Genomic DNA, 19,623 nt, shown 5'->3' on the forward strand with positions numbered 1-19,623 from the left:
GTTAGGTTGTGATGACATTGCCTAGAATAGTGCGTTTTGTGGACGTATGGCAAACTTATCCGACACGATTTATGTGAACGCTCACGTAAATCGTGTCGGATGCGTCCGGAACTTCACCTGTTATTTCCCTGGCGTCGGCTTCCAGTCAAGATCGTCGAGAAGCTGGTTCGTCCATCCAACGACCTCATCGGAACTCATTGGCCCGGATCCAAGCGAACCCGCAAACGGGGTGGGGATCACATACGTTTGGGTGACTGGCCTGTACTGGATGCCTTTGTAGATTCGTGCCATGCGCATCTGCACGGATTCACGTGGCTGGAATTTGGACACGCGAATGTTACGCCCTTGACCGATGATCTCCGTAATGCCAAGCTTTCTTGCTTTGAATCGCAATCTCGCCACATCGAACAATGCTTCGAAATCGACCGGGGGCTTGCCGTAACGATCCGTAAGCTCATCGCGCAACTCGTCGAGATCGGCTTCCGTACGTGCCCCTGCCAGCTTGCGGTAGGCTTCCAATCGCAACTTGTCGGAATCGATGTAGCTGACGGGAATGGACGCTTCGATCGGCAGATCGATTGTGACAGCAACCGATTCCGTACGTTCCGGCTCCTTGTACTGTTCGACAGCTTCGGAAACCATGCGCACATACAGATCGAAGCCAACGCCCTCGATATGCCCGCTCTGCTCGTCGCCCAGCAGATTGCCGGTGCCACGCAGCTCGAGATCCTTCATCGCCACGTCAAAACCTGAACCAAGCGCAGTGTTCTGCGCGATGGTGGCCAGTCGGTCATGCGATTGCTGGGTCATCGGCTTGGTCGGATCGTACAGGAAGTACGCGTAGGCACGTTCACGGCCTCGCCCGACACGGCCACGCAGCTGGTGCAGCTGGCTTAGGCCGAAACGGTCGGCATGATCGACGATCAACGTATTCGCATTGGAAATATCAAGACCGGTTTCGATGATGGTGGTACACACGAGCACGTCAATGTCGCGATGCCAGAAGTCTCGGATCACACCGTCGAGCTGCTTCTCCCCCATCTTGCCATGGGCGATGCCGACATGCGATTCCGGCACCAGCTCGTGAATCTTCGCGGCAACTGAAGCGATGTCTTGCACTCGGTTATGCACGTAGAACACCTGGCCACCGCGCAACAGCTCACGCCTGACCGCAGCAGTGACCTGAGCATCCTCATACGCGCCAACGTAAGTAAGCACCGGCAAGCGGTCTTCCGGAGGCGTGGCCAACGTGGACATTTCACGAATGCCCGTAACGGCCATCTCCAGCGTACGCGGAATCGGCGTTGCCGACAGACTCAGCACATCCACATTGGTACGCAGCGCCTTCAACGTCTCTTTGTGTTCGACACCGAAACGCTGCTCCTCATCGATGATGACCAGTCCCAGATCCTTGAATTTGACCTTCGGTCCAAGCAGTTTGTGCGTGCCGATCACCACATCGACGGAACCGTCTTCAAGTCCCTTGATGGTGTCGTTGATTTCCTTGATGGTTTGGAAACGGCTCATCGCCCTTACTTCCACCGGGAATCCTTCAAAACGTTCGGTGAACGTCTCGAAATGCTGTTGCACCAGCAATGTGGTCGGCACCAGTACAGCCACTTGTTTGGAATCCTGCACTGCCTTGAATGCGGCACGTACGGCGATTTCGGTTTTGCCGAATCCCACGTCGCCGCAAATCAGGCGATCCATCGGCACGGACTTTTCCATATCGGATTTGACTTCGTCGATGGTAGTCAGCTGATCGGCGGTTTCTTGGTATGGGAAAGCGTCTTCCAATTCTTTCTGCCAAGGGGTGTCTTTGCTGAAGGCATGCCCCTGCATGCGTTGACGTGCCGAATACAGTTTGACCAGATCTTCGGCGATTTCGTGTACATGCTTACGCGCTTTCGCCTTGGTAGCAGCCCAGTCGGATCCGCCCAGTTTGTTGAGTTTCGGAGCGTCGGCACCGATGTATTTGCTGACTTGGTCAAGCTGATCGGTGGGGATGAACAGTTTGTCGGCAGGGGCGCCGCGTTTGCTGGATGCGTATTCGATGACCAGATACTCGCGTGTGGTCTGGTTGGCACCCGCTCCGATGGTACGCTGGCGCATTTCGAGGAACCGGCCGATGCCATGCTGCTCGTGCACCACGTAATCGCCGGCCTTGAGCTCCATTAGGTCGATGGCCTTACGGCGGCGTTTCGGTGTTTTTGTCTGCCCCGCAGCCGATGTGCGTCCGGTCAGGTCGCGCTCGGTAAGCAACGCGACCTTCGCCGCGTTGTCAACGAATCCGTCGATGGCACGCGATCTGATGCAGTCGAAGTTGGCGATTCCCGTTTCGTTGATAGCACGCTTAAGTCGGACAAGAGTACCTTGCGCTTCTGCAGTGACGGTGACGGCATAGCCGGCATCAAGAAGACCTTCGATGCCGGATGCTGCTTTGACTTCATCCCCGCGATATTCGCCGGGATTGGCAGCGTCGAGCTGAACGTGTCCTTCCCTGCTTGGGTCCACGCCGAAACTCGTAAGCTTCCATACGTCGTGCCTTGAGAAAACCAGCGATGAAATCGTTTCGTCAAAATCGTAGAAATTCGCCTGATCGAACGTAATCGGAGCGCCGGCACCATGACCGGATGCTGCGACATGCCAGCTGGCCGCAAGAAACTCGTTGGCGGTTTTTGCGAGATCGTCAGCCGAACGACGCAATTTTTCCGGATCGGACAACATGACCAGCGCATGCTTGGGCAACATGCCCTGCACCGGCTCCATGTCATCGACCAATGCGGGAAGCAGCGATTCCATGCCTTCGACCGGAATGGCATTGGCAATGGATTCCAGCATGTCTTCGGCGTTGGGAATGGATCCGATCAGGGATTTCGCACGCTTGCGCACCTTGTCGGTCAGTTGCAGTTCACGGCATGGCGTGGCCCAAACCACAGGAACATTCCCGCCATACGTGCGCTGATCCGAAGCGTGGAACTCCCTGATGGTATCGATCTCATCACCGAAGAACTCAATACGCACCGGATGCGGCAATGTCGGCGGAAACACGTCGATAATGCCGCCTCGCACCGCGAATTCACCACGATCCATCACCAAGTCGACTCGAGTATAGGCGTTTTCCACCAGTCGACTCGACGCCTCTTCGAGCGCCAATTCCTCGCCTTGAGAGAACACCAAAGGCTCCACGTCGGCCAAACCTGCAACCACTGGCTGGATCAGGGATCGCACCGGCATGACGAGAATGCGGATGGGTCCGAACAGCTTGCTTCCCTCTTGAGGGTGCTTTAGCCTGCGGAACACCGCCATGCGGCTTGCCACGGTATCGGCACGTGGCGAAAGGCGTTCATGCGGCAAAGTTTCCCATGCTTCAAGCTGTGCCACGTCGTTTGGATCGCCGGAATACCACGAACGAATCGCCTCGACCGTTTCCTCGGCTTCGCGGCCAGAGGCCACCACAAGCACAACCGGCCGCGTTCCCGATGCTCCAGCGGCCAGTGCCGGGCGCAATCCTTCGGGAATGCCAACGGTAATGCTGGGGTCTATGTCGGATTCCGGCACCTCGATCTCACCGGAAATCAGTGCACGAAAATCCTCGTCGGTTTCGAGTACGTCAAGAATGCCAGCCAGAGAACCTGAAGTCGGCAACTGCACCGGTTCAGCGGCCATTGAACTGCTCCTGAGCCTTGGTGAGGCCATTGAAGATGATGGTTTCAGCGGCATCAGCGCCATCGGCGAGGAATTCCGGAAGCTGCTTGCGCTGATCCGGTCCGAATCCGCCCAGCACCCAGTTCACAGTGTTGTCGTGGGCGTGGGCACCTCGCTGCGCGTGGCCAACGCCCATGCGTACACGGGCATACTTCGGTGTTCCCAAGGCGCGATCAATCGACTTGATGCCATTATGGCCGCCTGCGGAGCCGCCTGCCTTGACTTTGATACGTCCGAAATCAAGATCCATGTCGTCGTGAATCACCACAATATGGTCCGGTTCAATCTGGTAGTAGGCGCTAATGGAAGCCAATGCATTGCCTGACTCGTTCATGTAGGTGAGCGGCTTGGCCAGGAAGAATTTGACGTTACGACCGGACAGGTTCATCACACCCTTGCCGAGCATGGCAAGCCCTTTATGGTCGGAAAAGTTGACCGACCAACGTTCGGCAAGCAGATCAGCTGCCATAAATCCCATATTGTGACGGGTGCCTTCATATTTGGAGCCCGGATTGCCAAGTCCTGCGATCAGCCAGAAATCAGATGCCATTGAAATCGTTCCATTCATTCATACATACGATTGCGCGCATTCATATTGCGCCACGTTGTCTCGTCTTGATAACCGCAAAGATTGTACTTACAGGTCGAGATACCAGTAACTCATGTCACGCATGGTGCCGGTGGAATCGGTGGCGGCGGTTGGCATGAGTCCAAACTGTGTAAAACCGAACCGTTTCATGAGCGCGATCGAACCGGCATTGTCTGCGAAAATAATGCCGCATGCCTTACGCATATTACGTTTCCGGCATTCTTCAAGCAGTTTGGTGAGCGTATACGTACCGACTCCCCTGCCCTGCCATTGCGGTTCAATGTAGTAGGCAAGATCGGTGACGCCGTCATATCCCGCGCGATCATAGAAAACGGAAAGCGCGCTGAATCCAATAATCTGCCGTGTTCCGTCATCATCTACCGTTTCCGTGACGAACACCGCGTACGGATCATGATGCGATTCAACCCATGCTTTGCGCTGTTCGTATGTGCGTGGGGTTGTATCGGCTGATGATCCCCCTCGTATGACTGCCGCATTGTAAATGTCGGTGATTGCTTGGATGTCGTCTTGCGTTGCGACGCGATAGAAATACTCGGTCATGCATTTGAGCATACCGGGCATACGCATAAGGCGGAAGGACGGTTCCATATGAGGAACAGTCCTTCCGCCTTATGCAAACAGCGCTCGTTCGGAAACCGTGCGAAAACTACTGTTCGAGTTCGAGCGCCTTGTTCAACGCTTCCTGAAGTTTCTTCTGCGCTTCGCCATAAGCGGACCAATCGCCTTTCTTCATGGCCGCGTCGGAATCCTTCATGGCCTGAGAAGCGTCGTTAAGCGCGCTCTTCAGATCGTTGCTCATCGTGTTGGAACCGCCAGTGCTGTCGGAACTGCCGCCATTGCCGGAATTCGATCCAGATGACGAGTCAGTGCCGTCCGTTCCGGAAGAACCGTCACTGGTATCGCTCGTGTCGGTCTTGCTGCTGGTGGAACCGTTGACGTTTTCGGCGTCGCCCGCGGACGCGCCGGAGTTGCCGCCGAACACCTGATCAAGCGCTTCGTCCAGCGTGTTGGCGAATCCGACCTGATCGCCGAAGGCCACCAATACCTTCTTCAGCAGCGGGAAGCTGGTGGAACCGGAGGACTTGACATACACCGGCTGCACGTATACCAGTCCACCACCGAGCGGCAGTGTGAGCAGATTGCCTCGCTGCACATTGGTGGAGCCGGATTCGAGCAGGTTAAGTTCCTTCGATACGTCGGCCGACGCATTGAAGTTGTTCTGTGCCTGGCCCGGGCCTGGAACATTGGAATCCTTCGGCAGCTCCTGCAGTCGAAGCGTGCCGTAGTTCGCGCCGATCTTGCCTTTTTCGTTGCCCGCATCGGAATCGACGGACAGGAAGCCCGTCAGAATCTCTCGGGTTGATGTGCCTGCGGGAATATACGATGACGTCAATGAGAACACCGGCTCGTTGGAGCCGCCGGTCTGCAGCGTCAAATAGTAGGGCGGTTGCAAAATGTCACGTTCCTGCGCCTGCTGGGATTCGGTCGGATCGACCGGGGTCTGCCAGAAATCCTCACCAGAGAAGAACTGGTTGGCGCTCGACACATGATATTTGGTCAACAGTTCGCGCTGCACCTTGAACAGGCTTTCCGGGTAACGCAGGTGGCTCATCAGATCGCCGGAAATCTCCGACAGCTGGTGGTACTGGCCGGGGAAGATCTTCTGCCATGCCTTAATCACCGGATCGGATTCGTCCCACACGTACAGGTCCACGGAACCGTCATATGCATCGACGGTGGCTTTCACGGAGTTGCGAATATAGTTGGCGTTCTTCGAAGCCAACTCGCTCACGGTGGCAGAAGATTCCGTGGTGGAATCCTTAGAGGCTTCGCCCAGATCGGTCATCTGCGAATACGGGTAGGCGTCGGAAGTGGTGTAGCCGTCGACGATCCACTTGACGCGGCCATCCACAACCGCCGGGTACACACGACCGTCAAGCGTCAGGTATGGTGCGACCTTGGCCACACGCTCCTTCGGGGAACGATCGTAGAGGATTTGCGATTCGGAGTTCACACGGTTGGAGAACAGAATCTGGTCGGAGCCGAAACGGATGGCATACAGCAGTCGGGAGAAGACATTACCGATCTTTGGACCGCCGTCGCCGTCGAAGGTGTTCGTGGCTCCTTCGGAACCGGTCGGGTAATCGAACTCCCACGACTGCGTGCCTTCCGGAGCGCCCACGATCGAATATTCGGAAGCGTTCGGCGAGAAGTAGATGCGTGGCTCATACTGTTCGGATTCGGTGAGCTTGCCTTGGGTTGGGATGCCCGCCTCAAAGAACTTCGGCTGGCCGTCAGCGGTCACCTTGTTGCCGTAGGCGGCCACCACACCATAGCCGTGCGTATACACGGTATGGTCGTTGACCCAGTTGCGATTGTCAAGACCGGCAAGGTCAAGTTCGCGTGCCGCGATCACCGTGTCCTGGCTCACGCCATCGACCTCATATTTGTCGACGGCAAGAGTGTCGGCGAACGTGTAGTACTGCTTGGATTGCTGCAACTGCTTGAACGTTGGGGAAACTATCTGCGGATCGAGCAGTCGGATCTGCGCGGTCGATTCCGCGGAATCGGCCAGCGCGCCTTCCTCGCCTTCGGTGGTGGCTTGGTATTGTTCCGTCTTCACATTGTTCAAACCGTAAGCTTCACGCGTGGCGTCGATATTGCGTTGGATATAGGTTGATTCCATCTCCTGAGCATTCGGGTTCACTCGGAAACGCTGTAGCAGCATCGGCCATGCCACGGTAAGCACCAGGCTCACGACAATGGCGGATGCGATGGCCACAGTCGGCACTTTCCACGCCTTGAGCGCTTCGGAGGCGCGCACCGCGATCGGGGCCTGGCCTTCCAGAGCATGCGATTTCATGATCCACACGCCGAGAATCACACCCAATATGGCGGTGATGGCGGCCATGATGAAGGTAACGGGAATCGTGGCGTTGACCGTGGTGTAGGTGGCGCCGGTAATGCGGCTACCCTCCTGCGTGAGGTGAGAGAACACACCAAGCACCTGATTCGCCGCCCATGCGAACATGTTGAGCATCAGCCAGATGCCGATCTGCCTACGCGCACGCTTAGTGATGTGGAACAGTCCACGACCATGCACTGGCATGGTGATGCGAATGCCGCCCATCATCACATGCGTGACGATGGAGAAGATAATGCCTGCAAGCAACAGCAGCGACACCGCCGACACAATCAACTTCAAGCCAGGCAACACGAATACGTAGAAACCATTGTCAATGCCGAATTGCGGATCAGTGGTGCCGAAACTCTGCGCATTGAACATCAGCAGGATCTCAGACCAATTCGCATTGAACTGCGATCCGAACATCAAACCGACGATCAATGAAATCACCACTGCCACACGACGTGCGCTCTTCGAACTTACGCTCTTGCCCACTTCGATGGTGTCGCCGTTAATGCGAATGGTGGAACCATCGGCGGCATCGGGGCGAGCCCAGATCGCAAGCGACGCAGAAAGGAATCCGACCGCGGCGATCAACAGCGCATATGCCACCCACAGGCCTATCCTAGTGCCCAGCTGCGTCCAAATGACGCTTTGGAAGCCAAGCTGCGCATACCACATGACGTCGGTGATGAACTGCGCCAGACCGAAGAACAGTCCGACGATAATGGCGAGCGCCAGCACCACTCCGATCAGAATTTTGCTGCCATTCGACGGTTTTCGTGGGCGGTTCGGCTTGCGTGTGATGCGCGGACCGGACGGGCCTCTTGGAGGCATGTTCGCCGAAGACCGGGCGGTGTTGTCGCCATCGGTTTCGACATTGAGAATGATGGGATCATCGTTACCGGATTTATTGGCACGCTGCCCTTGAGGACGGTTCGGGCCGCTTCCCGGGTCAAACATGGGACCAAACATATCAAAGAAAGACATGTTAATAGCCTATCGATAGGCACGGAACGGCTTTACGCCGCCAGCCTAACGTTTACGCAATCCACGAACACGAATCCGCCTGCATTTCCCTATGCGAGAGGATTCGTCATCACCGGCATGTGATAATGACACCATGAAAAGGGTCCATGTTCATTTCGCTCGTTTTGCTGTCGCACTGTGCGCCATAGCACTGCCGCTATCGTTCGCCGGATGTTCATCCAACACGGGTTCGAGTGTTGGTTCCAGTCAATCCGAGCAATCGAATTCGCAGCGATCCGACACATCGCATGATTCGCTTGACAAATTCAGTGTGCCGAACGTGGTAGACGACTCTCCGCATGGCAAAGCCGTAGCTGCAGTCAAGGCCATGAGTCTTGTAGAGCGCGTCGGTCAGCTTGTCATGGCACCCCTCTACGCGGGATCTGATCCTTCCTCATTGCAGGATCTCATCGTGAACCAGCATGTCGGTTCGGTGCTGGTCATCGGCAACTGGAATTCGGGAACGGACGGTGTCGCCGCAGCCACATCCGCATTGCAATCGTATGCGCCGGACAATAATCAGCTGCTGATGACCACCGATCAGGAAGGTGGTTTGGTGCAGCATCTTCAGGGCTCTGGTTTCGACCAGATTCCTTCCGCCACTTATCAGGGAACGATGTCGACCGATCAGCTTCGTCAGTCGGCGGCCGTATGGGGTTCCCAGCTTAAGTCGGCTGGCATCAATGTCGATTTGGCGCCGGTGGTCGGCACGGTGACGGTGGATCGCGCCACGAATGACCCCGTCGGAGCGTTGGATCGTGATTTTGGATTGGACGCGGCCGGTAATGCCGACCACGCCAAGGCGTTCATTCAGGGCATGGCGGATTCGGGTGTTGGCAGCGCCATCAAGCATTATCCGGGGCTTGGCTCGGTAACCGGCAATACCGATTTCACCGCCAACGGCATTCTTGACACCACCACCACGTTGGATGGTGCGGAAATCAACGCGTTTAATAGCGTGTTGGAGGCGAACCCTTCCATGGTGATGATGTCTTTGGCCACCTATCAGGCCATTGATCCGAACAATCCCGCTGTGTTTTCCAGCGCTTTGGTAACTGATTATCTGCGTAATACGATTGGTTTTCAGGGTGTCATCACTTCGGATTCCCTCTCCGCCACTGCTTTGAGCGGTGTTCAGCCGAGTGATTTGGGCGTGCGATTGGTTGAGGCCGGCGGCGATCTTGCCTGCATTGGCGCTTTTGGTCATGTTCAGCAGGTTTTGGACGGGCTAAATACAAAAGCCGCATCCGATCCGACTTTTGCGAGCAAGGTGAAGCAGTCCGCGATTCGCGTGATGACATTGAAATACAGCATGGGACTTGCCTACTAAACAATCTCCATAGGACGCACTTCAATTTTGAGAAATACTACAAAACAGATAATCAAACAAAAACAAGCTGAAGCAATACCATATATATGGCGGTGCCGCCGGCGATAGAGAGCAACATGTTGCGTTTCCATATGTGCAGTATGACGATTACGACGATGGCGATTGCTTCGGGAATGCCATGGCTTCCGGCAAGAGGATTGACGTTTTTGAGCGAATACACCACCAGTAGTCCGATCATGGCGTACGGAAGCACGTTGCCGAGATAGTCGACGATACGCGGCAGCACTTTGGGGAACGTGGCTTTGAGCGCATGCGTCCTCACTCCCCCACGCTGCTGGCTCATCCGCATTCCTCTCTGCCTTACACGGCAAGTTTCATATATGACTGCAATACCTTGCGATTGCTTAATTGTTCAATCGCCCAATTTATGGTACCGACATTCATGTTCCGCAAACACCCGCTTGCATATCGGCATTGCTTATAACGCGCTTAATCCTCTCGACCTATTCCGCCTCCTGCGAAACATGGCCATACGTTTGACTTCAAGTACTCGAGGTTTCTATCTTGGCAACAGAGCGTTTTTCCAAGGAGAGTTATCAATGAGCGACATGCAAGAGGTCCGTCAGGCATTGCTGACCGGCGAACGCGCCGAATTTCAAGCATCGGACAAACGGTATATTGACACGATTTTCGACGATGGCGAGTCGCCATTGAAGCATGCACATGCTATTGAGCTTGAGTCGAGTTCATTCAAATGGAAGTATCCGCTGTGGTATTGCTCGGATATTTCGGCGAAGGATTGCACGTGGTTCGAGATGGCACGCGCAGGCGTGTGGTACACAGACAACATTCGCGTCGAGGATTGCACATTTGAAGCGCCGAAGAATTTCCGCCGTTGCCATGATGTTTTGTTGAGGAACGTTGATTTCGTCAATGCCGAGGAAACATTGTGGGATTGTTCAAATGTTTCACTGAATAATGTGAGTGCGCGCGGTGATTATTTAGCAATGAATTGTTCTGATTTCAAGGCTGATAATCTGCGTTTGGTTGGTAATTATCCGTTTGATGGCGCACGCAATATTGAGATTTCGAATTCTCGATTGATTTCCAAAGATTGCTTCTGGAATTGCGAGAATGTGACTGTGCGCGATTCGTTTATTGCTGGCGAGTATTTGGCTTGGAACTCTCGTAATGTCACGTTTGAGAATTGTACGATCGAAAGCCTGCAGGGCTTGTGCTATGTGGACAATCTCTTGTTGCGTAATTGTCGTTTGATCAATACGACGCTTGCTTTTGAATATTCGAATGTGGACGCCGATATTCACAGCACCGTCGACAGTGTGTTCAATCCTTCGTCTGGCACGATTCGTGCGGATGCCATCAAGGAATTGTCGCTTGACCCAACGAAGATTGATCCGAACAAGGTGACGATAATTACTGACAACAGGTAAACATCACTGTCGATCAAAAAACAATATTTGAGGAGCTGCAAATTATACTGCAGCTCCTCAAATATTTTTATATCACCAAGCAATCGGCGCTTTACTATTGATCACAGATTGTCGGTGTCAATGGCGATGGTGACCGGACCGTCGTTGATCAGTCCAACGCGCATATGCGCTCCGAAGCGGCCTTCGCGTACTGGCACGCCACCGGATCGCAGCGCTTCGTTGAATTTGATCCAAGTAATGTTGGCATGTTCCGGCTTGCCCGCTTTGACGAAGCTTGGGCGGTTGCCTTTCTTCACTTCGGCAAACAACGTGAACTGTGAAATGGATAGGATTTCACCGCCGATGTCTTTGATGGAACGGTTCATTTTGCCTTGCTCGTCTTCGAAAACACGCAGGTTGAGGATTTTGTGGGCAAGCCAAGAAATCTGCTCCTCACCATCCTCATCGGTTACACCGACCAGCAGCATGAATCCCGGTCCAATCTGCTGCGGTTCAAAGGTGGGGTCTACGGTGCCCAGTTCGTTAACAACGTCAACACTGGCTTGGCTCACTCGTTGCACTACTACTTTCATAAACCCCACCTTACCGCGCGATCAGTTTCGTCTTGGTATCAGCCGGCTTCAGTAGAGCTTTTCGCCGTTGAGCTGCTGGCCCACCAAAACCATTCAGCAGATCGCCCTGCCTCATGTTTGTCAGTGTGTGCTGTGCGATGATGCCGCGCGTCGCACAGCGACCGAAGCCAGCAAACCGATGAGCAGCATGCATCCTGCCACCAAGAGTGTCCAACGGTTGCCCTCAATGAACCCGGAAGTCATCGCATCGGCGATTTTCGGCGCTTCGTCACCGAATTGGGCTGCCGGTCCATCGCCGCTGCGGAACGAGCCAATTACACCGCCAGCGGAGCTGCTGACTGCCTTGGCCAGTCCATCGCCGACTTTGGCGGGCAGTCCAAGGGATTCAAGTCGTGCCGGCAACGTTCCATTGATGGCCATGGTCAATGCCGCGCCTGAGATGGCCGAACCCATGGCGGTGCCAAGCTGACGGATGGTGGACTGGGTGGCCGATCCTTCACCGGACTGGGGAATCGGCACTTCGGACAGCACCACGCTGGTCAGCTGCGCGGAGGCGAGTCCTAAGCCGCAGCCGTAGGCGGTCAGAGGAAGAAGCTGCCACCACACTGCGAATCCCACCGGCATGAGGACTGCAATCACGGCTACCGCGATGATCTCAATCACCAAGCCAAGTTGGACCACGCCGACCGGAGTGAGTTTGGCGGCCAGCATGTGCGCCCTGCTACCGGCGATAATAGAGCCCAATCCCATCACGGCCAGCATCGCACCGGCTTGTAGCGTGTCGAGTCCGCGCGCGTTGATGAGGTACAGCGGTAGCGCGAACACCAGCGCGAACTCGCCGGCGGCGATGGCCGCAGCCGACAGATTGCCCCACGAAAACGTTTTGATGCGGAACAGGGTCATGTCCAGCATCACCGGACGTCCGGCTTTGCCTCGTGCAAGTTCTACGGCTATGAAGACGACCAGCAGGAGCATACCGGCGACCAGGCAAATCGGAACCGGCGACAGCCAGCCGTGGTCCCATGTCAGACCGCCCATCTTCAACTGAGTGGAAGTCTGCTTCCACCAGCCGTAGGTCTCGCCTTCGATAAGTCCGAATACGAGCAAGGCAGAAGTCAGTGCGGACAGCACCACGCCTGGAATGTCCACATCAATGCTTTGGAATCGAATGGTAGAAGAAGTGGTTGAGGAAGTGATGTTCGAGGTATGTCCACCAGTCTTTGGCACCAAAGGAATGGTGGCCACAAAGATGATGATGCCTAGCGGAAGGTTCACTAGGAAAATCCACCGCCACCCCAAGGTCTCGGTAAGCACGCCGCCGAGCAACGGTCCGAGAGCGGCGGCTGAACTCATTACCGCGCCCCAGACTCCGAAAGCCGCAGCGCGATACTTGCCACGGAACGTGGCGGACACCGTGGACAGGGTGTTCGGCATGATCATCGCGCCTCCGATGCCCTGCAACGCGCGAGCGATGAGCAGCATGCCAGCGTCATGTGATGTGGCGGCGAGCAATGAACTTGCCACGAAAATCACAGTTCCGATTTGGAATACCAGTTTGCGTCCTTTGGCGTCACCAAGCTTGCCGAAGGGAAGCAACAGCGCGGCGAGCACGATGTTGTACAGTGATGTGACCCACTGGGCGTCGGTCAGGTCGATGTCGATATCGTCGATAATGGTGGGGATGGAGACATTGACGATTGAGCTGTCTAGCACAATCATGGCCAGCCCCAAAGCCAACACCCATAGCGCGCCCCATGGCGGAGTTTGTTCCGCATGGAGTGACGGGGACATCGTGGAGGACGATGGCGTATCGGGCTGAGGCTGATGTTGGAACTTAGATGACTGTTCCATGATGGCGTTTCCTCTCATAGTCATAATGCAGGGTCTGGCATGTTTGACTGCCGCCATACTACTACGCATGGCGTTGCGCGCTCACTCATCCAGACGATTCAGCCTTGATGTTTAGCCATGGGAGTAATCCATGGCAGGCAGAGACTTAGGTGACGTGCCCGTCACGGAACCAATGGAACCTGGCTCTCGGGATTCAATAGTCCCGGTTCTTGCATCACAATCTGGAGGCGGCACCCTCGTCGATGAGCCACAGCAGTTCCTCACCATCGGCGTAGGAGCTTGGCGCATGTGGATTGTTGCGTTGCGCGAATGCTGCAGCAACCGCGTCCGCCTTGCGTGCTTCGGATGTGAACACCCACGTGTGCTTCGATCGTGCGATCATAGGCACAGTCAGCGTCAGGCGCAGTGGCGGCGGTTTCGGTGAATCGCGCACACCGGCAACAAGCACATGCGGATCGTCGATCTCCGACTCGCCGTGGTCAGGGAACAGGGATGCGAAATGCGCGTCCGGTCCCATACCGAACATGGCGATGTCCAAAGCTGGATTCTCCCCCAACTGTTCAATGAGTTCACGCTGGTATTGCGCGGCGGCTTCAGCCAGTACCGCATCGGTCTGTTCGGGCGAGGCTGCCGCGACGCTTTCCGAGTTACGCTCATCGGACGGCATCGCATGAATGTTGCCTGCCGGCATATGGCCGTCGGCAACCAGTTTGCCATACCATGCCTCACGCGCCTGCTTGGCGTTGCGATCATCGTCATCGGCGGCCACGAATCGTTCGTCGCCCCACCATACGTGCACACGGCTCCAGTCCACGGCATCGTTCAATGGGCTCGAGTTCATGGCGTCGAACACTCGGTTGCCGTCAGTCCCACCGGTCACGGCAATGTCAACGCGAGTGCGATTCGGTTCCGACAGAAGATCGATGATGGTCAGCAGCGTACGAGCGGCCACGGCTTCAGCCAGAATCTGAGGATTGGGATATACAACGGTGGTGCGTTCTGCCATATGCTTTTCCTGCATTGTTCCTTTACTGTTTCGGAGAATCGATTCAGTGCTTCGAATTGATAAGATCCCAGCCTTGGGTCACGACTTCCGCATAGATCTCGTCCGGATAGAGTCGACCCAATTCCTCGCTCAGGCATTCCTCGATGGTTCGTGCGGGAACGCTCATGGTTTGCGGGGACTGCCCTGGAACGTTCAATACGGCGACGCCATCGTCTGTGGATGGGCGTTCCAAACTCAGCACGCCATCGGAACGGGTCAGATACACGCCGGTCACGGCGGTTGCATTCGGATCGTCTTCCACCACAACAGGCACGTTCAAACGAAGACGAAGCCATGCGGCCAGCAGATTCAACGGCAAGAAGTCCTTTGGTCCGGTCACACGCACGCCACTTACTGGAAGATGCGGCGGCTGGTCAAGCATCGAAGCGAGCATCGCGCGCCAAACAGTCAAGCGAGTCCACGACATGTCCACATTCTTCGAAGACCAGTTGCGGCGCAAATCATCCATAGTGCGCATCGGATTCGACGAATGCATGGCATCGGTGATGCGACTGCGTGCCATGGAACCCAGCAAATCGTTCGACAGGTTCGCCGGAGCTTCGTTTGGCCACCAGGCCACCACCGGAGCGTCCGGTACCAACAATGGAATCACCAACGTGTCAGGGTGGTGAACCAGCCCGCCAATCGGACGCAACACGATGATTTCGCCCGCGCCGGCATCGGAACCGAATCTCACTTCAGCATCGAGGAAGGTGCGTTTCTTACCATCTTCCACATTCATGTCAGCCTTGCGCGAGTTCGGTGCAATGGCAATCACACGGCAGGGATGTTCACGGCTGGCGTTGTTCGCGACTTCCAAATCATGTTCCAACGATGCTTCATTCGTGGAGATCAGCAGTGTGAGCACGCGACCCAAAGCCGCTTCACCACGCTCCTCGTGCAATTCGTCGATTTTCGCCGAAATCTCACGGGTTTCGGTGTCCTTCATGGTAATGATCACGGCATCCTCCAACGATGTCCATCACGGGCAAGCATTTCAACGGCTTCCTGAGGGCCCCATGTTCCGGAACGATACGGCTGCGGCTGGCCGAGCGTGGACCAGAATTCCTCGATAGGGTCGAGAATCTGCCAGCTCAATTCCACTTCGCGCGTGGTTGGGAACAGCGGAGGATCGCCCAGCAATACGTCAAGAATCAGACGTTCATAGGCTTCCGGAGACGATTCGGTGAACGACCGGCCGTAACCGAAGTCCATCGACACGTCACGAACCTCCATCGCCGTACCACCCGGCACTTTCGCGCCGAACCGCATGGTCACACCCTCATCGGGCTGCACACGGATCACGATCGCGTTCTTGCCGAGCTCTTTCGTCGCAGTCGACTCGAACGGCAGATGCGGGGCGCGCTTGAACACCACGGCAATCTCCGTGACACGCTTTCCCAAACGCTTGCCCGTACGCAGATAGAACGGCACACCGGCCCAACGGCGCGTATCGACATCCAAACGGATTGCCGCATACGTCTCGGTCGTCGACTCCGGATCGATGCCCTTCTCATCCAAATATCCCACGACCTCATGCGAACCCTGCCAACCGGCCGCATACTGGCCACGCGCCGTATGCGCCGCCAGATCCTTCGGCAAGCGCACTGCGGACAGCACCTTCGTCTTCTCCGCCGTCAGATCGGAAGCAGAGAACGAAACAGGCTCCTCCATCGCCGTCAACGCCATAAGCTGTAGCAAATGGTTCTGAATGATGTCACGCGCCGCGCCGATACCGTCGTAATAGCCAGCACGACCCGCCACTCCGATATCCTCGGCATGCGTGATCTGCACGTGGTCGACGTAATTGTTGTTCCAGATCGGCTCATACATCGCGTTCGCGAAACGAAGCGCCAGAATATTCTGCACCGTCTCCTTACCGAGATAATGATCGATACGGAACACACTCGATGGGTCGAACACCTCGGAAACCACACGATCCAGCTCCTTGGCGCTTGCCAGATCATGCCCGAACGGTTTCTCGATGATCACACGACGCCAAGCACCTTCCGACGATTTCGCCAAACCGCAATCGGCCAACTGCCGGGAAACCTGCGGGAACGCGCGCGGCGGCACCGACATGTAGAACGCATGGTTGCCTCGTGTGCCACGATCGCGGTCAAGCTCGGCAACAGTGTTCGACAATCGTTCGAACGCCTTCGGATCATCGAACGTGCCCTGCACAAAACGAATGCCGTCGGCGAGCTGCTTCCAGGTCGCCTCCTTAAATGGCGTGCGGCAGTGCGCCTGCACGTTCTCCTTCACGAAATCCTTGAAGTGATCCTCGGTCCAATCACGACGGGCAAACCCCGTCAAACCGAAGCTTGGCGGCAATAGGCCACGATTAGCCAGATCATAAATGGCGGGAAGCAGCTTCTTGCGTGACAGATCGCCGGTCACGCCGAAAATCACAATACTGCACGGGCCTGCAATACGTGGAAGTCGAAGATCGCGTGGATCGCGCAGCGGATTCGTCCACTCTTCAGGCGTGCCAAGTACGGATGAAACAGTTTCAGTCATATGCCTCATAGTATCGCCAACAGGTCACGGACGGCAGTGACCATCCGAAAAACGTCCTTTCCATATTTTGTGAAAACCCACAAAACCAGCCGTTTCCTAGCGGCTGTGAGCAATATCACAGACGATAGTCTTATACTAATTCACCGAAAAATCACGTAATCCGGCGAGCAGGCGGTTGAAACCTTCTTGCATGACGCTTCGCGGGCAAGCCACGTTGATACGGATGAAATCATACCCATTGCCACCATATTCGGCACCTTCGGAGAACATTACCCGGTGATTGCGTTTGAGATGTTCGCATAACAGAGCGGTATCGTGCGTCAGTTTCGAACAATCGACCCACAGCAGGTAGGTGGCATGGCTTTCGATCAAGGTGATGCGTCGTTCCGGTGCGGCGGAAGCGTTGTATTCGTCGATCATGGCTCGCGCTTCGGCTTTGTTATCGGCCAGATATGCGCGCAATTCCTCAAGCCATGGCTCGCTTTCGTTGAAGGCGGCGAGCGTGGCGGTCATGGCGAAAGCGTTCGGCTCGGCCACTTCATCGGTATTGAGCGCGCGCCATACTTTATGCCTCAGCACGGGATTCGGGATCATTACGGCAGCCGTGTTAAGACCGGCGATATTGAACGTTTTGGTCGGTGCCATGCAGGTCACGGAGTTCATTGCGCACTGCTCATTCACCGAGGCAAAGGGTACGTAATCGTATCCCGGATCGGTCAAATCGCAGTGAATTTCGTCGCTGATTACGGTCACATGATTGTTCCAGCAAAGCTCACCTATGCGTGCGAGGGTGTCGCGATCCCAGATTCGGCCTACGGGATTGTGCGGATTGCACAGAATCATCAGCGTGGTTTGCGGATCAGCCAACTTGGATTCCAGATTGGCCCAGTTGATGGAGTAATGTCCGGAACCGTCATATTTCAACGGTGATTCAAGCACTCGGCATCCATTGTTGATAATCGAATTGAAGAAAATGTTGTAGACCGGAGTTTGGATAAGCACATTCTCGTTGGCAGTGGTGAGTTTTCGTACCATGCTGGAGATTGCCGGCACCACGCCGGTGCAAAATACCAACGATTCCGGGTCGATATCAAGATTGTGCCTACGGCGCCACCAGTTAACATATGCCTGATTCCATTCAGGAGGAACAATCGAATATCCGAAAATACCGTGGTCAAGACGCTGTTGCAATGCGGCTCGGATCTGTGGAGCGGTTTGAAATTCCATATCTGCCACCCACATGGGCAGCGCGTCCCCTGCCTCTTCCCACTTGAGCGAATATGTTCCGGAGCGGTCTATGGGAGTGTCGAAATCGTAAGTCATGCCATCAAACTTAAGGACTTCAAGTGGACGAAGTCAAATGCAAGCTGTGAATGATCATGGTTTCACAACATGCATTTTAATGACTTTGTCGGTCAGGCCGCCCTGTTGCATAAGTTCAAAAACATGGCCTTTCGGATATTCCATGCCGGTTCTTTCGCGTTCATGCTGACGCACCCATTGTGAACGAACCAAACCAAAATAACCAATGTAAATGATGTATTGCTTTCCATGCGAGAAGTGCATGAAAACTGTCAATCAGTCAGCCCAGTCAAAAAGTTCCGGACCGTTGCGTTGCAAATGGCGTTACTGCATACGCATTGACTACCATGAACATCAATACTTAAGGAAGGTGGTCTTATGGCATATGCGTTGATAACGGGGGCTTCGAGTGGTATTGGGCGCGAAATGGCGTCATTGTTTGCGGCTGACGGGTATGATCTCATCATCACGGCACGCAAGCAAAGCAAGCTCGATGAAGTGAGACGCACGCTGGAACATCGCTATGGCGTGCATGTGGAAACGGTCGCACTTGATTTAAGCGAGTCTGACGCACCGCAAAAGTTGCATGATTACACGGTTTCGCAGGATTTTGAGGTGGATCATCTCGTCAATAACGCCGGTTTTGCGGATTGGACGGGTTTTCTCGACGCCGACTGGCATCGCCAGCATGAGATGATGCAGCTCAATATGGCCGCGGTGGCTGAGCTTACGTACCGTTATGGTCGTGACATGCGGGCACACGGACACGGCAGAATCTTGAATATTTCCTCTGTAGCTTCGATGATGGCAGGCCCGTATATGGCGGTGTATTTCGCGTCGAAGGCGTTCGTGCGCTCTCTTTCCGAAGCGGTGGCGTATGAGCTGCACGATACCGGAGTGAGTGTGACCTGTGTATGCCCGGGGCCAACATCCACGGGGTTCGCCAAGGCCGCGAACATGCGTGGCATGAATTTCTTTACACTGACCAAACCGGCCACCGCCTACCAGCTTGCCGTCTACGCTTATCGAAAGATGAAGCAGGGGCGCACGCTTGCCTACCATGGCTATCTCACCAAAGCCGGCGCGACCGCGGAACGGCTACTCCCCCGCGCCCTGACTCGACGGGTCGCCGCAGTCATGAACGGGGGCGATCCACACAACCAACATCGCAGATGATTCGCCAAGCAACTCAATGGAGACTTCACGCCCAGACAGACCCGCCTTCATGTAACGAGCCGCACACTTTTTCATAAAGCGTGCGGCTCGTTACGTTCGTCAGCGTATTGGTTTCGTTACGAAA

General features: G+C 55.3%; 15 protein-coding genes. 3 read left to right on the forward strand and 12 right to left on the reverse strand.

Going from position 1 to position 19,623, the window contains the following annotated elements:
* Positions 1 to 120 precede the first annotated feature (120 nt).
* The 4 genes from mfd to CE153_RS05050 all read right to left on the reverse strand — a co-directional run bounded on the left by mfd (position 121) and on the right by CE153_RS05050 (position 8,213).
* A complete protein-coding gene (gene mfd, locus CE153_RS05035) occupies positions 121 to 3,669 on the reverse strand; it encodes a transcription-repair coupling factor (protein ID WP_099595379.1) in 3,549 nt (1,182 codons plus the stop codon).
* Positions 3,659 to 4,258, reverse strand: a complete 600-nt coding sequence (pth, locus tag CE153_RS05040) for an aminoacyl-tRNA hydrolase (RefSeq protein ID WP_099595380.1) — start codon at positions 4,256 to 4,258, stop codon at positions 3,659 to 3,661. The genes mfd and pth overlap by 11 nt, the downstream gene beginning before the upstream one ends.
* Before the next feature lie 87 nt (positions 4,259 to 4,345).
* On the reverse strand, positions 4,346 to 4,858 hold the full coding sequence (locus CE153_RS05045) for a GNAT family N-acetyltransferase (protein ID WP_099595531.1): 513 nt from the start codon (positions 4,856 to 4,858) through the stop codon (positions 4,346 to 4,348).
* A gap of 106 nt (positions 4,859 to 4,964) precedes the next feature.
* On the reverse strand, positions 4,965 to 8,213 hold the full coding sequence (locus CE153_RS05050) for a UPF0182 family membrane protein (RefSeq protein ID WP_099595381.1): 3,249 nt from the start codon (positions 8,211 to 8,213) through the stop codon (positions 4,965 to 4,967).
* Positions 8,214 to 8,346: 133 nt separating this feature from the next.
* Here CE153_RS05050 and CE153_RS05055 point away from each other — a divergent pair, with 133 nt between their 5' ends.
* Complete coding sequence (locus CE153_RS05055) at positions 8,347 to 9,582, forward strand: glycoside hydrolase family 3 protein (protein ID WP_180753415.1); 1,236 nt, start codon at positions 8,347 to 8,349, stop codon at positions 9,580 to 9,582.
* Positions 9,583 to 9,634: 52 nt separating this feature from the next.
* Here the strand turns inward: CE153_RS05055 and CE153_RS05060 are convergent, their stop codons facing one another.
* A complete protein-coding gene (locus CE153_RS05060) occupies positions 9,635 to 9,925 on the reverse strand; it encodes a branched-chain amino acid transporter permease (RefSeq protein WP_272896713.1) in 291 nt (96 codons plus the stop codon).
* Between the two features lie 265 nt (positions 9,926 to 10,190).
* Between CE153_RS05060 and CE153_RS05065 the strand changes: the two genes are divergently transcribed.
* Positions 10,191 to 11,033 carry a DUF3737 family protein gene (locus CE153_RS05065; protein ID WP_201797253.1) on the forward strand — a complete coding sequence of 281 codons (843 nt, stop codon included), beginning with the start codon at positions 10,191 to 10,193 and terminating at the stop codon, positions 11,031 to 11,033.
* Positions 11,034 to 11,134: 101 nt separating this feature from the next.
* Here the strand turns inward: CE153_RS05065 and dtd are convergent, their stop codons facing one another.
* The 7 genes from dtd to CE153_RS05100 all read right to left on the reverse strand — a co-directional run bounded on the left by dtd (position 11,135) and on the right by CE153_RS05100 (position 18,599).
* Positions 11,135 to 11,605, reverse strand: coding sequence for a D-aminoacyl-tRNA deacylase (dtd, locus tag CE153_RS05070; RefSeq protein ID WP_099595384.1), 471 nt, complete (start codon positions 11,603 to 11,605; stop codon positions 11,135 to 11,137).
* 120 nt (positions 11,606 to 11,725) lie between these two features.
* Positions 11,726 to 13,456: an MFS transporter gene (locus CE153_RS05075; RefSeq protein ID WP_236824473.1), complete on the reverse strand. Its 1,731-nt coding sequence runs from the start codon at positions 13,454 to 13,456 to the stop codon at positions 11,726 to 11,728.
* Positions 13,457 to 13,670: 214 nt separating this feature from the next.
* Complete coding sequence (gene pgl, locus CE153_RS05080) at positions 13,671 to 14,462, reverse strand: 6-phosphogluconolactonase (RefSeq protein WP_099595534.1); 792 nt, start codon at positions 14,460 to 14,462, stop codon at positions 13,671 to 13,673.
* A gap of 43 nt (positions 14,463 to 14,505) precedes the next feature.
* Complete coding sequence (locus tag CE153_RS05085) at positions 14,506 to 15,462, reverse strand: glucose-6-phosphate dehydrogenase assembly protein OpcA (RefSeq protein ID WP_099595535.1); 957 nt, start codon at positions 15,460 to 15,462, stop codon at positions 14,506 to 14,508.
* A complete protein-coding gene (gene zwf, locus CE153_RS05090) occupies positions 15,459 to 17,030 on the reverse strand; it encodes a glucose-6-phosphate dehydrogenase (RefSeq protein WP_410050011.1) in 1,572 nt (523 codons plus the stop codon). Before zwf ends, CE153_RS05085 begins: the two co-directional genes overlap by 4 nt.
* A 126-nt stretch (positions 17,031 to 17,156) precedes the next feature.
* Complete coding sequence (locus CE153_RS05095) at positions 17,157 to 18,344, reverse strand: MalY/PatB family protein (RefSeq protein WP_099595387.1); 1,188 nt, start codon at positions 18,342 to 18,344, stop codon at positions 17,157 to 17,159.
* Positions 18,345 to 18,398: 54 nt separating this feature from the next.
* Positions 18,399 to 18,599 (reverse strand): hypothetical protein, encoded by a 201-nt coding sequence (locus tag CE153_RS05100; RefSeq protein ID WP_143433094.1) that lies wholly within the window; start codon positions 18,597 to 18,599, stop codon positions 18,399 to 18,401.
* A gap of 102 nt (positions 18,600 to 18,701) precedes the next feature.
* Here CE153_RS05100 and CE153_RS05105 point away from each other — a divergent pair, with 102 nt between their 5' ends.
* Positions 18,702 to 19,499, forward strand: a complete 798-nt coding sequence (locus tag CE153_RS05105) for an SDR family NAD(P)-dependent oxidoreductase (RefSeq protein ID WP_099595389.1) — start codon at positions 18,702 to 18,704, stop codon at positions 19,497 to 19,499.
* Positions 19,500 to 19,623: the final 124 nt, after the last annotated feature.

Origin of the sequence: Bifidobacterium sp. N4G05, from assembly GCF_002742445.1 — a bacterium.
In the GTDB taxonomy this organism is placed as follows: domain Bacteria; phylum Actinomycetota; class Actinomycetes; order Actinomycetales; family Bifidobacteriaceae; genus Bifidobacterium; species Bifidobacterium hominis.